At 74.1% G+C, this 14724-nt stretch carries 7 protein-coding genes; 2 read left to right on the forward strand and 5 right to left on the reverse strand.

Features of this window, described 5'->3' with window-relative positions; all coding sequences use genetic code 11:
- Window positions 1-138 precede the first annotated feature (138 nt).
- Genes QIT00_RS32285 through QIT00_RS32300 form a run of 4 tightly spaced genes read right to left on the reverse strand, consistent with a single transcriptional unit; the run spans window position 139 to window position 7736 of the window.
- Entirely contained in the window at window positions 139-3816 is a 3678-nt protein-coding gene (locus QIT00_RS32285; protein WP_282539012.1) for a hydantoinase B/oxoprolinase family protein, read from the reverse strand.
- A 60-nt stretch (window positions 3817-3876) separates the two neighbouring features.
- Window positions 3877-4281 (reverse strand): DUF742 domain-containing protein, encoded by a 405-nt coding sequence (locus tag QIT00_RS32290; RefSeq protein WP_282539013.1) that lies wholly within the window; start codon window positions 4279-4281, stop codon window positions 3877-3879.
- Between the two features lie 9 nt (window positions 4282-4290).
- The gene (locus QIT00_RS32295; RefSeq protein WP_282539014.1) at window positions 4291-4713 is read right to left on the reverse strand and encodes a roadblock/LC7 domain-containing protein; all 423 of its coding nucleotides are present in this window, start codon (window positions 4711-4713) and stop codon (window positions 4291-4293) included.
- The gene (locus tag QIT00_RS32300; protein ID WP_282539015.1) at window positions 4710-7736 is read right to left on the reverse strand and encodes a sensor histidine kinase; all 3027 of its coding nucleotides are present in this window, start codon (window positions 7734-7736) and stop codon (window positions 4710-4712) included. The genes QIT00_RS32295 and QIT00_RS32300 overlap by 4 nt, the downstream gene beginning before the upstream one ends.
- 488 nt (window positions 7737-8224) lie before the next feature.
- On the opposite strand from QIT00_RS32300, the gene QIT00_RS32305 reads away from it, so the two are divergent.
- Window positions 8225-8668 carry a hypothetical protein gene (locus tag QIT00_RS32305; protein WP_282539016.1) on the forward strand — a complete coding sequence of 148 codons (444 nt, stop codon included), beginning with the start codon at window positions 8225-8227 and terminating at the stop codon, window positions 8666-8668.
- 229 nt (window positions 8669-8897) lie between these two features.
- Entirely contained in the window at window positions 8898-9761 is an 864-nt protein-coding gene (locus QIT00_RS32310) for an IclR family transcriptional regulator (protein ID WP_282539017.1), read from the forward strand.
- A gap of 245 nt (window positions 9762-10006) precedes the next feature.
- On the opposite strand, the gene QIT00_RS32315 is transcribed toward QIT00_RS32310, so the two are convergent.
- The gene (locus QIT00_RS32315) at window positions 10007-14719 is read right to left on the reverse strand and encodes a hypothetical protein (RefSeq protein WP_282539018.1); all 4713 of its coding nucleotides are present in this window, start codon (window positions 14717-14719) and stop codon (window positions 10007-10009) included.
- Window positions 14720-14724: the final 5 nt, after the last annotated feature.

Raw genomic sequence — 14724 nt, forward strand, 5'->3', positions numbered from 1 at the left:
GATCGTGGCCGGAACGATGCCGGGTGTCCGGTCGACTTCACGGCCTTCGCGCCGTTCTGCCGGACCGGCAGGTAGTGGGTACGTCCTGTTCCCGTCGGTGGCCTTCTGGTACGGGTCGACCTGAACGGGCCCGCTCCGTCAGGGAGTTCCGTATCCCCCGCCGCCCGGTGTCTCCACGACCAGGACGTCGCCGGGTGCGAGCTCCGCCGAGTCCGCGCCGGACAGCTCCAGGGTCGTGCCGTCGGCCCGCTCGACGCGGTTGGCCCCGAGGGCGCCCGGCTCACCGCCCGCCATGCCGTACGGGGGCACGCGGCGGTGGCCGGAGAGCGTGGAGACCGTCATCGGCTCGCGGAAGCGGATCCGGCGCACCGCCCCGTCGCCGCCGCGCGTGCGCCCGTTTCCGCCGCTTCCCGCGCGGACCGCGAACTCCTCCAGGAGCACGGGCAGCCGCCACTCCAGGACCTCGGGGTCGGTGAGGCGCGAGTTGGTCATATGGGTCTGCACCACGGGCGCCCCGTCGAATCCGTCGCCCGCGCCGGAGCCGGACGCGACCGTCTCGTAGTACTGGTGGCGGTCATTGCCGAACGTGACGTTGTTCATCGTGCCGGAGCCCTCGGCCTGCACGCCGAGTGCCGCGTACAGGGCGCCGGTGATGGCCTGCGAGGTCTCCACGTTCCCGGCGACGACCGCGGCGGGCGGCTCGGGCGCGAGCATCGAACCGGGCGGGACGACGATCTTCAGGGGGCGCAGGCAGCCGTCGTTGAGCGGGATGTCGTCGGCGACGAGCGTGCGGAAGACATACAGGACCGCGGCGTTGACCACGGCGTACGGGGCGTTGAAGTTGCCGGGCAGCTGCGCGGAGGTGCCGGTGAAGTCGACGGTCGCGGAGCGGGCATCGCGGTCGACGGTGACGCGGACCCTGATGACCGCGCCGGAGTCGGTCTCGTACGCGTACGAACCGTCGTCGAGGGCGTCGACGACGCGGCGTACGGCGGCCTCGGCGTTGTCCTGGACGTGCTTCATATAGGCCTGGACGACGTCGAGTCCGAAGTGTTCGATCATCTTGCCGACCTCCTCGACGCCCTTGGCGTTGGCGGCGATCTGGGCGCGGAGGTCGGCGAGGTTGGTGGCCGGGTTGCGGGACGGGTACGGGGCGCTCGTGAGGTGCCGCTCTGTCTCCTGCTCGCGGAAGCGACCGTTCTCGGCGAGCAGCCAGTTGTCGAAGAGGACTCCCTCCTCCTCGATGCGGCGGCTGTCGGCGGGCATGGAGCCGGGGGCGATGCCGCCGATCTCGGCGTGGTGGCCGCGCGAGGCGACGTAGAAGAGGATCCGCTCGCCCGCCCGGTCGAAGACGGGGGTGATGACGGTGACGTCGGGCAGGTGCGTGCCGCCGTGGTACGGGTCGTTGACGGCGTAGGCCTCGCCGGGGCGCATCTCCGGGCGGCGGCGGACGACCTCCTTGACGCTCGTGCCCATCGAGCCCAGGTGCACCGGGATGTGCGGGGCGTTGGCGACGAGGTTGCCGTCCGGGTCGAAGAGGGCGCAGGAGAAGTCCAGGCGCTCCTTGATGTTCACGGACTGGGCGGTGGACTCCAGGCGGGCGCCCATCTGTTCGGCGATCGACATGAAGAGGTTGTTGAACACCTCCAGGAGCACGGGGTCGGCCTCGGTGCCCACCTCGGTCCCCTCGGCCCGCGCGACCCGCTCCATCACGAGGTGGCCCTCGTCGTCGGTCCGCGCCCGCCAGCCCTCGTCGACGACGGTGGTGGCGTTGGCCTCGGTGATGATCGCGGGCCCCTCGACCTGCTCGCCGGGGGCGAGTTCCTCGCGGCGGTGCAGGGGGACTTGGCGGTGGGCGCCGCCCAGGTGCACGCGCGCGTGGTGGCCGTTTTCGTCGTTGCTGTGCCGGTTTTCGGAATCCGGCTCCGCGCGGTGCCGGTTTTCGGGCGTACGCGCGCGTGGTGCCGTGAGCGTGGAGAGGTCCGGCGGTTCGGTGACGCCGGTGGCCTCGACGGAGAGTGCCTCGACGACGATCGGCCGGTCCAGGGTGAACGAGTAGGTGGCGCGGTGCCGGTCCTCGAACTCGCTCCGCATGGCGTCGGGTTCGGCGGTGTCGAGGGCGACGGTGAGGGCGGTGTCGGTGCCGTCGTAGCGGAGCTGGGCGCGGCGGGCGACGCGGATGCGCTCCTCCGGCACGTCCTCGGCGCGCAGCTCGGCGCGGGCGGCCTCCTCCAGGGCGGCCGCGGTCTCCGCCACGCGCGGCATCGACTCGTCCTCCAGAGACGCCTCGACGGACTGCTCACGCATGGCCGTCGTGTCGGCGAGCCCGATGCCGAGCGCGGAGAGGACTCCGGCCATGGGCGGTACGAGAACGGTGCGGATGCCGAGCGAATCGGCCACCGCGCACGCGTGCTGGCCGCCCGCCCCGCCGAACGTCGTGAGGGCGTACCGGGTGACGTCGTGGCCCTTCTGCACGGAGATCCGCTTGACGGCGCCCGCGATGTTGGCGACGGCGATCTGCAGGAAGCCCTCGGCGACCTGCTCGGGCGTGCGGTCGTCCCCGGTGGCCTCGCGGATCTCGGCGGCGAGCGCGGCGAACCGCTCACGGACGAGTTCGGTGTCGATCGGCTGGTCGCCGTCGGGGCCGAACACCCTGGGGAAGTGGTCGGGTTGGATGCGGCCGAGCATCACGTTGGCGTCGGTGACGGTGAGCGGGCCGCCGGCCCGGTAGCAGGCGGGTCCGGGGGCGGCCCCGGCCGAGTCGGGGCCGACCCGGTAGCGGCTGCCGTCGAAGTGCAGGACCGAGCCGCCGCCCGCGGCCACGGTGTGGATGTCCAGCATGGGGGCGCGCAGCCGGACCCCGGCGATCTGGGTGGTGAAGACCCGCTCGTACGCGCCCGCGTAGTGCGAGACGTCCGTGGAGGTGCCGCCCATGTCGAAGCCGATGACGTTCTCGAAGCCCGCGCGGCGTGACATCCGGGCCATGCCGACGATGCCGCCTGCGGGCCCGGAGAGGATGGCGTCCTTGCCGCGGAACTGGTGGGCCTCGGCCAGGCCGCCGTTGGACTGCATGAACATCAGCCGTACGCCCCCGAGTTGGTCCGCGACCTGGTCGACGTACCGCCGCAGGACCGGGGAGAGATAGGCGTCCACGACGGCCGTGTCGCCGCGCGGCACCAGTTTCATCAGCGGGCTGACCTCGCTGGACAGGGAGACCTGCGGGAAGCCGATACGGGCGGCGAGGCGGCCTGCGGCCTGTTCGTGCGCGGGGTGCAGATGGCTGTGCACGCAGACCACGGCGAGGGATCTGATGCCGTCGTCGTACACGCTCCGCAGGTCCGCCTCCAGGGCGTCCAGGTCGGGCGGGGTGAGGACGGTGCCGTCGGCGGCGACGCGTTCGTCGAACTCGACCACGCGCGTGTGCAGGAGTTCGGGCAGCACGATCTCGCGGGCGAAGATCCGCGGACGGTTCTGGTAGGCGATGCGCAGCGCGTCCCGGAAGCCGCGTGTGACGACGAGCGCGGTGGGCTCGCCCTTGCGCTCCAGGAGGGCGTTGGTGGCGACAGTGGTGCCCATCCGGACGGCGTCGATCCGGGCGTCCTCCAGGGGGACGTCCAGCAAGGCACGGATGCCCGCCACCGCGGAGTCACGGTAGCGGGCGGGGTTCTCGGAGAGCAGCTTGTGGGTGAGCAGCCGGCCGTCCGGGCGGCGTGCCACGACGTCGGTGAACGTGCCGCCGCGGTCGATCCAGAACTGCCAGCCCGTGTTCGTACCGCCGCTGCCCGGACCCGCCTCCGCGCCGCCTGTTCCTGTCACGGACACCTCCCGCTCGGGCGCCGCGTGGACCACTGCCGGAGGCCGACCCGACCGGCGGTCTCAGAGCGCGCGCAGACCGTTGATCACGTCGCGCAGAATACTCTCGTCCGGGAGTTCGGCCGGGGGGACGGGCCGGGTCACGTGCACGAGCTCCTCGGCCACGAGGTCGCCGACGAGGACCCGGACCACGCCGATCGGCAGGTCGAGCTCGGAGGCCAGCTCGGCCACCGACTGCGGGGCCTCTCGGCAGAGTTCGACGATGTCGACGTGCTCGGGGGCCAGGGTGTGGTCGGCCTCCCGGTCGTCCACCGCGGCCTCGGCGACGACGACCGCGATCAGGTCGAGGCGGTGCTGCCCCTCGCTCGTGGTGCGGCCCCGCGTCATGGCGTACGGACGCACCACTGGTCCCGCGTCGTCGTCGAACCAGTGGGGCGCCCCGTGACCCGCATTACCGTCGATGGTCATGCCATTCCACTACCCGCCCGCGGGCACATCGGTGCGCGGCGCGGTCCCCAGATGTACGCCGACCCGCTTCACGAGGAGCGTCATCTCGTAGGCGACCAGGCCGACGTCGGTGTCCGAGTCCGCGAGCAGGGCGAGGCAGCTGCCGTCGCCCGCCGCGGTCACGAAGAGGAACGCGTCGTCCAGCTCGACCACGGTCTGCCGGACCTGGCCCGCCTCGAAGTGCCGGCCCACGCCCTTGGCGAGGCTGTGGAAGCCGGAGGCGACGGCGGCCAGGTGCTCGCTGTCCTCACGGGTCAGGTCGGCCGAGACGCCGGTGGCCAGGCCGTCCGACGACAGGACGACGGCCTTGCGGATCGTCGCCACGCGCGCGACGAGGTCGTCGAGCAGCCAGTTCAGCTCGCCGATGTGTGCGGCTGTCTTCGGTGCGGTCATCGACCGTCCCCCTCCGTGGTGCGGTGTGCTGTGCCGTCCTCGGCGGTGCCGGGACGGGGTTCTTCTCGTACGGGCGGTTCCGGAGTGGGCCGTTCCGGGGCGGGCGGTTCCGGAGCGGGCCGTTCGCCGTTCTCCAGCTCGCCGTTGTCCCGGCGCCCGCGCTGCCAGCCCCGCTGGAGTGCGGCCATGCGGCTGCGCACCTCCTCGGCGTCGCGGTCCGCCGGCGCCTCGTCGCGCACGGGCCCTCGCTGCGGCTCGCCCTTGAGCTGCGGGGCGAGGTTCGCCTGGCGCACGCGGCGGGGCAGGGCGGCGGTCGGGATGTCCTCGTACGGGGCGGGCTTCGGGCGGTCCTGACCGCCTTCGGAGGCGGGGGTTCCGGGGGCTGCCGACGCGTCGCCGCCTCGGCCCGCGTCGGGCGCCTGGTCCCGTACCGGCTCGGGCGCCTGGTCCCGTACCGGCTCGGGCGCCTGGTCCCGTACCGGCTCAACTGCCGGGGCCGGGGGCGGAGTTCCGCGTTCCGCCGCCGCGTCGCCGTCGTCCGCGTGGGACTGGGCACGGGCGTCGAGACGGGCGGGCAGGCCGCCGCGGAGCTCCTCGCGCGGCGTGAGGACACGCTCGTCGGGGCGCTCGGCGGGCCGATCGGCAGGTCGGTCGGCGGGCGCGGACTCCTCGCCGACCGGGCGGCCGTGCGAGCTGACCAGCTTGGGGGCCCTGCGGCGCGGCAGCGGAACGGGAACGGCCGCGTCCTGGCGAGCAGGGTCGCCCGCCTCCGCGGCGTCGCCCGCCTGCTGGTGCTCGGCCCGGTCCCGGCCGCGGCCGCGCTCTCTGCTCCCGGACTTGCGGCGCGGCCGGAAGAGCCCGCCCCGCTCGCTGTCGGTGTCCTCGATGTCGCCCAGACCTCCCAGGTCTCCCAGGTCCGCGAGATCGAGTGCGCGTACGCGCTCGGCCGCGTCCACCGGCGCCTCCAGTTCCACGGGACCGTCGAGGACCGCCGACTCCAGGACCGACTTGGGCAGTCCGGGCAGCTGCGCGGGCACCTTGGTCAGCCGTGGGCCGCGCTCGCCGGCGGCCTCGTCACCGAGCCCCGCCGCCGCGCGGTCGAGCCGGATGCCGCCGCTGGTGTCCCCGTCGGGCGCCGCGGTGAGCAGCACGTCGGGTACGAAGACGACGGCGGTGGTCCCGCCGTACGGCGACGGCTGCAGCGAGACGCGCACGTTCTGGCGCTGAGCGAGCCGGCTGACCACGTAGAGGCCGAGCCGGTCGGTGTCGGACAGCTCGAACTCGGGGGTCTCCGCGAGCCGCAGGTTGGCGTCGAGCAGGGCGTCCGGGGTCATGCCGAGGCCGCGGTCGTGGATCTCCAGGGTGAAGCCGTTGGCGACGCGCTCGCCGTGCACCTGGACGGCGGTGTGCGGGGGCGAGAACACCGTGGCGTTCTCCAGGAGTTCGGCGACGAGGTGGGTGAGGTCGGCGACCGCCGGGCCGGTGACGGCGATCCGGGCGAGCCTGCGCACCTCGATGCGCTCGTAGTCCTCGACCTCGGCGACGGCCGCGCGCACCACGTCCATCAGCGGTACGGGTTTGCGCCACTGGCGGGAGGGCGCGGCACCGGAGAGGATCACGAGGCCCTCGGCGTGCCGGCGCATACGCGTGGTGAGGTGGTCGAGGCGGAACAGGTCGGCGAGTTCCTCGGTGTCCTCGGTCCTGCGCTCCATGGCGTCGAGCAGGGTGAGCTGCTTGTGCAGCAGGACCTGGCTGCGGCGGGCGAGGTTGACGAACACCTCCGAGACGCCGCGGCGCATGTCGGCCTGCTTGACGGCTGCCTCGACGGCGGCGCGCTGCAGGGTGTTGAGGGCCTGGCCGACCTGGCCCATCTCGTCCTTCTCGTACTGCAGGCGCGGGGCTTCGGTCTCGACGTCGACCCGTTCACCGGCGGCGAGGCGGCGCATCACGCTGGGCAGGCGGACGCCGGAGACCTCGTGGGCGTCCTTGCGCAGCCGGGACAGGTCGCGGATCAGCTCGCGGCCGATGCGTACGGAGAGCACGATCGAGAAGAGCACCGCGAAGAGTCCTAGGACACCGGCGGCCCCGGCCCGCAGCAGGACGCCGAGGGCCTCGGGCTGGACCCGCTCCTGATAGCGGTCGCCCGCCTCGGAGTTGAGCTCGGCGAGGTCGTCCAGGACGGTCTTGGCGGCCTTGTCCCAGGTGGCGGAGGTGATGCCGCGCGGGGTGCCGGCGCGGCCCTCGACCACGTTCTTCTCCAGCTCCAGGAGCGGGGTGGCCGCGGGGCTGCTCCAGTAGCGCTCGAAACGTTCACGTTCGGAGGCGGGCAGCAGCTCCAGGCTGACCTCGCTGCGCAGCTCGCGCCGGGCGCGGTAGTCGGCCATCTGCCGCTGCTGCCCCGCGTCGACGCGGCCGCGCACCAGGACGGCGGAGACCAACGCGTCCTGGCGCGCGAGGAGTTCACGGGTGCGGGCGAGGTCGACCAGGGCCTGGCCCTCCTTGTCGAGCGGCACGTCGTTCACCGTGTCGAGGCCGGAGAGGAAGGTGTGGCAGGGGTCGATCAGGCGGTTGTAGAGCGTGAGGGCCTGGCCGGCGGATATGGAGCCGTCCTCGACGGTGCGGCGCAGCGTGTCGATGCCGTCGAAGGCCTCGATCAGGGAGTCGAGCCGGTGCGCGGTCTCGCCGGACATCTCCTCGCGTACGTCCGGGTTCTCGGCGTTGGCGCGGACCTCGGCGACCTTGGCGTTGGTGGCGTCGCGGTGCTCGTGGAGACGGGCGGGGGCTTCGGAGGCGCGCGGGTCGGCGAGGTAGACGAGGGTCGCGCGGCGCTCTTCCTGGAGGACGCGGACGGCCTCCTCGATGGGGAAGCCGACCTCTTCGACGACGGTGGAGGCGCTCAGCAGCCGGTCGGCGGCGCGTCCGGTGACGACGGTGGTGACTCCCCAGATCACCGTCAGGGTCACGAGCGGCACCACCAGCAACGCCACGATCTTCCGGCGGATGGACTTCCCGCGAAAGCGCATGGCCTCCCCCAGCTCAACCCCGGTGACCGGGGGTACGTGCGGCAATAAACGGCGCGAGCCTACTACTGTCGGATGACCAACTCGAAGGCACATGCGGTCACAGTCGATCGCTTTCCTGCCGAAGCGCGCGTATCCCGTCACGAGTTGTCCGCTCTTACCGGGAGATGGCCACCCCACGCGACGCGCTTCTCGCGTCCGCATCACGCCACCCGCCTCGGCCAGTTGGCCGGATTCGTTCCGCACCCCCACCACGGGGAACGTTCCGGGCGGTGCACGCGTTTTGTCCGTACGAGCTCGTGTACGGATCCCGGTACGGGTGTTTCCGCGCGTGCGTACGGGAGTTGGGGATGCCGAGGAGCGCCGCGCGGCCGCTTCCGGGGGGGGTGAAGCACCCGGCAGGGTGGCGTAATTCGGTGCAACACGGGCAGCCCATGAGGGGTCGGGCGAACGCAGCGGGACGAACGGCTGCACAGCGTGGGGAGTGAACGATGGGCACGGCGGCACACGGGGGTCCGCGGCGGGACGAAGAGGACGGACGGCAGCGGCAGTTGTGGGTGGACGACCCGGTGGGGCGGCCCAGCATGCCGGAGCCGGTGCGGACGTCGGCGGTGCGCGCGGTGATCATCGTGGCGGTGACGCTGACGCAGGGCACGGTCGCGGTGCTGTGCACCCTCGCGGGTTCCTGGCTGGCCTTCCCGATGGTCCTGAGCAGCGTGGCGAGTACGGTCGTGGCCACCTGGTCGGTCCTGGACGTCTGGGTGACGAGACAGGTCTGGAACCAGCGGTACGGCGTGGTCTCCTCCCCCGCGAGCACCGCACGCCGCCTCCGCAAGGAGCGCCGCCGCGCGCGCCGCGCGCGCCGCGCGGCGCGCTCGGCGGCCCGCGCCCGGCCAGCCGACCCGGCCGGCGGCGGCCGGCTCTCGCGGGCTTGAGGCGGGGCGGGTTTCCCGCGGTCAGGGGGCGCGTTTCCGGCGGTCAGGGGCGATCACGCGGGGCGTCTCGCGGCCGTTCGAGGGGCCTCTTGCGACCGTTCGGTAACATGTTGCGTATACCGCTCACGCGAGCGCGATACGCAACAGAATCCGGCCGGGAAGCCAGCCGCGTCAAGCGCTTCCCGCAGATGCGGCGCGGACGAAGCCGCCAGGTGGTGAGTACAGACCGATGACCGGAAAACAGAAGAGGGCTGCGACCATCGAGGACGAAGACCAGGAGAAGCACGGCCGCCAGGACAAGCACGGCCAGGACAAGCAGGAGCGGCCGAGCCGCGGCACCGCTAGCGCCGTCCAGTCCGTGGACCGCGCGGTGAGCGTTCTGGAGATCCTCGCCAAGCACGGCGAGGCGGGCGTCTCGGAGATCGCGGACGAGCTGGACGTGCACCGGTCGACTGCCTTCCGGCTGCTCGGCGCCCTGGAGAACAGAGGGCTCGTGTCCCAGTCGGCGGACCGCGGCAAGTACTACCTGGGGGCCGGCGTGCTGCGCCTCGCGGGCGCCGCCGCCGTCCGGCTCGACATCTCCCAGGAGGGCGCCCCCGTCTGCCGCGAGCTGGCCGACGAACTGGGCGAGACCGTCAACATCGCGGTCCTCGACGACGACGCCGCGGTCAACATCATGCAGGCCCGCGGCTCGGCCGCCGTGACCGCGCAGAACTGGCTCGGCAGACGCACCCCGCTGCACGCCACGTCCAGCGGAAAGGTGCTGCTCGCGCACCTGCCGCAGGCCCTGCGCGAGGGCCTCCTCGCCCGCACCCTGCCCCGCTTCACCGAGCACACCGTGACCGGCACGGTGCAGCTGCGCGCGGAGCTGGAGGCCGTGGTCGAGCAGGGGTACGCGCGCGCCCTGGAGGAGCTGGAGATCGGCCTCACGGCGGTCGCGGCCCCGGTGCGCGCGCATGACGGCAAGGTGATCGGTGCGCTCAGCGTGTCCGGGCCCGTCTACCGGCTGACGGAGGACCGCCTCGCCGAGCTGGCCAAACGGGCCGTCGTCGTCGCCGGCGACCTGTCCCGGCGGATGGGGTACGGCTTCTGAGAGGCTGCTGCGGGGCGCGCGGCTGCTGCGGACCGGGGCGGCTGCTTCTGGCGGGCTGCGGATCCTGAGGGCCCTGCTTGACGACTCGACGCGGGGCCGGGACATTCCCGGCCCCGCGTCGTCGTACGCGAGGAACTCGCCGTACCCCGGCGCGGCCGGGCGTTCCCGGCCCTGCTTTGCCGAACGCGCGGAACTCGCCGTACCGCTCGCTGGTCCCTGCGGCAACGGGATTCCCGTCCCGCCCGCTAATCCCCCGCGGTCTCCGCCGGGCGCTTGAACATCCGCGTCGCCGTGATCTCGCCGTGCACCGTCTCGCCCTCCGGGTCCTGCTGCGGCAGGCCCGGACGGAGGTGCTCCTCCACGCTGATGTACTTCAGCCCGGCCCGCAGGTCCGCGTCGTTCCGCAACCGGATCACCAGCGGAAACTCGGCGAGCGCCGTCGTGTCGAACAGGCCGGTGGTGTAGAGGAGCTGGACACCCAGCGCATCGGCCACGGCGCGCTGCAGTTCGAGCAGATACGTGGCGTTGGCGCGGCCGATCGGGTTGTCCAGGAACAGCGTGCCCGCGTGCCGGTGCTTGTCGCGGCCCCGGTCGTTGGAGCGCAGCGCCGCCATCGTGCAGTAGAGCGCGATGGCCGCGGTGAGCAGCTGGCCTCCGGAGAACACGTCGCCCATCTGTCCGACGGGGACGCGCTCGGCGCGCAGCACGGCGTCCGGCTTGAGGATCTCGACGGCCACGCCGCGCGGCTCGATCGCGGCCTGAACTCCCCGCAGGAGCAGGGACATTCCGTCCCGCCGCAGGTCGGAGTTCTTCTTCACGGCCGCGCGTGTCGCCTCGTCCACGACCTCGCCGAGGCGCTCGCTGAGCGTGGCCTGGTCCGGCTCGTCGAAGCGGATCCGCAGGAACTCCTGGCCGGACCACTCGCCGAGCCCCTCCGGTAGCCGGGACAGGCGCTGGGCGGAGCGGAGCGTGGTGAGCGCGGAGTCGACGAGACCGCGCAGCCGGTCCACGATCGAGTCGCGGTTGCGCTCCAGCTGCTCCAACTCGTCGGTGAGGACCCGCAGTCGGGGCGCGAAGGCATCGGCCCACTTCGCGGCGTGCTCGGGCAGGGCGGACGCGGGCAGCTCCCGGATCTGCTGCCGGGCCGGGGTGCGGACCTGCTCGTAGCGCGTGGAGTTGGCGTGGCGTACGAGCACGTCACTGGCCTCGCGGACCGCGGCCTCGGCGGCCGACAGGTCGGCGGCGCAGCCGCGCAGCGAGCGGCGGGCCTCGGCGGCGGACTGCCGGGCCTCCTCCAGCGGCCCGGGGTACGGCTCGGGCCGCTCCGTGCCGTCCGCGGCGGCTTCTTCGTGGTGATCGCGCAGCAGGTCCCGCAGGAGCGCCGCCGTCTCGTCGAAGCCGCCCGCGCCGTCCTCGGCGGTGCGGTGGGCGTGCAGCAGATCGGCGTGCGCCTCCTTGGCCTGGCCCAACGCCTCGGTGCAGGCGGCGAGTTCGGCGGATGCGGTACGCAGCAGGGTCTGGGCGTGCTCGGCGTCGGACGGGACGAGGCCGTCGGGCAGCTCGGTGTGCGCCTCGCCGTCCTCGGGGGCGTGCCGCTCGGCCTCGCCGCGCAGTCGGCCGAGTTGCTCGCTCGCCGCCGACATCCGGGTCTCCAGCATCTGCACGAGCGACTCGGCACGGGCCGCCGCGGCCTGCCGGGACGGGCCGTCGGCGCCGTCGGTGCCCTCCAGGAGCTGGGCGGCGCGGGTGCGGACCTTGTTGCTGAGCCGGTCGAGTTCGGCGAGGGCCGCGCTCTCGTCGCCCTCCGCGCGGGCCTGTTCGGCACGCAGGTCGGCGCCGACGCCGACCTTCTCGTAGAGCTGGGACGCCGCGCGGTACGCCTCGCGGAGCGCGGCGAGCGGGGCCTTCGGCGGCTCCGCGTCCAGCGACTCGTCCTCGGGGGCACCCGCGATCTCGGCGCGCTCGGCGCGCAGCGCGCGTGCGGTGCGGCGGGCGTCGTCGGCGGCGCGCTGGGCGGCCCTGCGGTCCTCGTCGGCGGCGCGCGCCCGCTCCAGGCAGGACTGGGCGCGGGCCTCGGACTCCACGGCGTCGTCGGCGAGTTCACGCAGCTTGGCCTGCCAGGCGGCGCGCTCGCGGAGCCGGAACGCGAGCCCCGCGAGGGCGTCGGCCGCGCGCCGGGCGCGCTGCGCGGCGTCCTGCCGCTCGTCCCGCACCCGCGCGGCGTCGGCCGCGACCTCGTCCGTCTCCGCGCGGGTGGTGCGGGCCTCGGCCAGCTCGGCCTCGGCCTCCTCGGCGAACGCACGGGCGGCGCGCGCCGCCTCCGCCAGCTCGCTCAGGCGCCCGGCCGGGCAGCCGGTGCGCCAGGAGGAGAGCCGGGCGGCCAGCTCGCGGTCCTTGCCGAGGCGCGCGGCGAGCTGCCGGATCTTCTCGTCCCGCTCGGCGGCCCGGGTGCGCAGCGCCTGCCGCTCCTCGTCGGCGGCGTGCTCGTCGTGCATGGCCGGGTTCGGCGGTACGAGGAAGACGTCCCGCACGGTGGCGCCCGGCTCCGGGGCCGGGGTCGGCGCGATGAGCGCGGCGGCCGTGCCGACAGCCACGGCGGACCGGGGCAACAGGGCGGCGCCGTCGAGCACTTCACGCGCGCGTGCGTGCGTGTCCGGGTCGGTGATGACCACGCCGTCGACCAGTTCGGGGCGGGCGGCGAGCACGCGCGCGTGATCCGCCGGGTCGACGGTCTGGGCGAGGTAGCGCCAGCCGGGCAGGGCGGGGATGCCGTGCTCGCCCAGGTACTCGACGGTGGCCAGGACGTCGGGGCCCGGCGGGAGCAGGCCGCCGTCGCCCAGGGCGCCGAGGATGCGGGCGTCGTCGGCGGCGGCGGTGCGCAGGTCGAAGAGCTGCCGCTCGGCGCTGCCGACGCCCTGCTCCAGGAGGTCCTTCAGCTCGTCCGCGAAGCGGTCCAACTCGGCGAAGCTGAGGGCGGTTTCGGGCGCGCCCTCCTCGTCCGTGGCCGCGGCACCCGCGGTCTCGGCGGCCGTGTCGTACGCGGGGACCGGCTCGCCGTCCGCAGCGGTGGCGGCGCGCTGCTGGGGCACCGGGCGGCGGGCGGCGCGGCCGGTGCCGGGCAGGCCGAGGAGTTCGGCGAGGCGTTCCTCGGCGGCCAGGGACTCGGCGGCGGCGAGCTCGGCGTCCCAGGCGTGGGCCGAGGCCTCGGCGGCATCGGCGGCGCGGGCGGCGGTGAGCTCGGCGCGGGCCTCCGCGGAGGCGGCCTCCTTGGCGCGGTCGGCGGCGCCGCGCGCGGCGTCCCGTGCCGTGTCCCAGGCGGCGACCGCGGTCTTCTCGGCGTCGCTGGCGGCGAGCGCGGCGCGGGCCGGGTCCGCATCGGGCGCCGCGTCGTCGATCCAGCCCGCGCGGACGGCCTCGGCGGTCTCCTGCTCGACCTCGGCGAGGCGCTGGCGCAGATGGCCGGCCTCGCTGCGGGCGCGCTGGGCTTCGGTGGCGGCGGCGGTCGCGTCGCGGTGCGCGGTCTCGCCCGCCTCCTGGAGCGCACCGGAGCGCTCCTCCTCCTCGTTGGCGTGCCGCTCGCCGTCCTCGGCGGCCGCGTGCAGGGCGCGGACCAGCTCGGAGGCGGCCTTGGCGCGGGCGGCGAGCGCGGGCGCCGCGTCCCTCTCGGCCTCGCGGATCGCGGCGGCCACGCGCGCGGAGCGGTCGGCGGCCGCGCGGTGGCGGAGTACGGCCTCCGCGGCCTGCCAGGCGGAGTGCAGCGTGCGCGCGTCGGCCAACTCCCGCTTCTGGGCCGCGGCGGCCTTCTCGGCGGCGGTGAGCGCCAGCGAGGCGTGGCGGTAGGCGAGTTCGGCCGCGACGGCGGCGCTGCGGGCGCGCTTCTGCTCGGCCTCGGTGACGGTGTGGGCGGCGGCGGTGACGCGCTCCGCGAGGTCGGCGGCGCGGCCCCGCTCGTCGGCGGCGCGCGCGGAGAGCCTGCGGGCGAGGGTGCGGGTGCGGCGTTCGGCACCGGAGTGCACGTCACGCGCGCGTGCCCGTACCTCGGTGGCCTCGACGATCCGGCCGAGCAGGTCGACGGAGCCGGCCGTGAAGTCCCGCTCGGCGATGAGTTCGGCGCGCCGGCCGAGCTTGTTGCCGAAGCCGCTGACCAGGTCCGCGAGGCCGTCGGTGTCCCGGGTGTCGGTGACAGCGCGGAGCAGCAGGTCGGTGAAGTCGGAGTCCTTCTTGACGGCGAAGAGGCCTGCGGCCTCGCCCTCGTCGGCGTTCATCTCCCGCTGGTAGCGGAAGAGTTCGGGGTCGAGGCCGAGGTCGCCGAGGTGTTCGTTCCAGCGGTCGTGGATCTCCTCCCAGTGCACCTCCAGGTACGGGTAGGCCTTGCCCGCCTCGGTGAGGGCGTCCCGGAAGCCCTTCATGGTGCGGCGGCGGCCCTGCGCGCCGGAGGCGCCTTCCGCCGCCGCCCGCATCGAGGTCGCCTCGGCCACCGGCAGGTTGTCCAGGCTGAGGCCGGGGCCCGGCCGGAAGGAGTACCAGGCCTCGGCGAACTTGCGCGGGTCGTTGGAGACCTGGCGTCCGCGCCACTCGCTGACCTTGCCGACGACGACGCACTCACCGGTGAGGGTGTGCTGCCACTCCAGGGCGACGTGCCCGCAGTCGTCGGCGAGCAGGAACTTGCGCAGCACGCCGGAGCTGGCGCCGCCCAGGGTGTTGCGGTGGCCGGGCAGCATCACGGAGAAGATCAGCTTCAGGAGGACGGACTTGCCGCCGCCGTTCTCCAGGAAGAGCACGCCCGCGGGCGCGGGGCGGCGCGGCGGGCCCGCGGGCTCGTCCTCGAAGAACTCCGCCTGCGTGGGCGCGGGGTCGGGCACGGCGGCGCCGACTCCACGCAGGTCGAGGACGGTGTCGGCGTAGCGCGCACCGGCTGGTCCGATGGAGTAGAGGCGGACCCGGGACAGCTCGTACATGGCGG

This window comes from Streptomyces luteolus (genome assembly GCF_029968015.1).
Lineage (GTDB): Bacteria > Actinomycetota > Actinomycetes > Streptomycetales > Streptomycetaceae > Streptomyces > Streptomyces luteolus.

Excerpts from the sequence above, each read along its gene's own strand:
- QIT00_RS32310 (WP_282539017.1), top strand. The coding sequence starts at position 8,898 with ATGACCGGAAAACAGAAGAGGGCTGCGACCATCGAGGACGAAGACCAG.
- QIT00_RS32305 (WP_282539016.1), top strand. The coding sequence starts at position 8,225 with ATGGGCACGGCGGCACACGGGGGTCCGCGGCGGGACGAAGAGGACGGA.
- QIT00_RS32300 (WP_282539015.1), bottom strand. The coding sequence starts at position 7,736 with ATGCGCTTTCGCGGGAAGTCCATCCGCCGGAAGATCGTGGCGTTGCTG.
- QIT00_RS32295 (WP_282539014.1), bottom strand. The coding sequence starts at position 4,713 with ATGACCGCACCGAAGACAGCCGCACACATCGGCGAGCTGAACTGGCTG.
- QIT00_RS32290 (WP_282539013.1), bottom strand. The coding sequence starts at position 4,281 with ATGACCATCGACGGTAATGCGGGTCACGGGGCGCCCCACTGGTTCGAC.
- QIT00_RS32315 (WP_282539018.1), bottom strand. The coding sequence starts at position 14,719 with ATGTACGAGCTGTCCCGGGTCCGCCTCTACTCCATCGGACCAGCCGGT.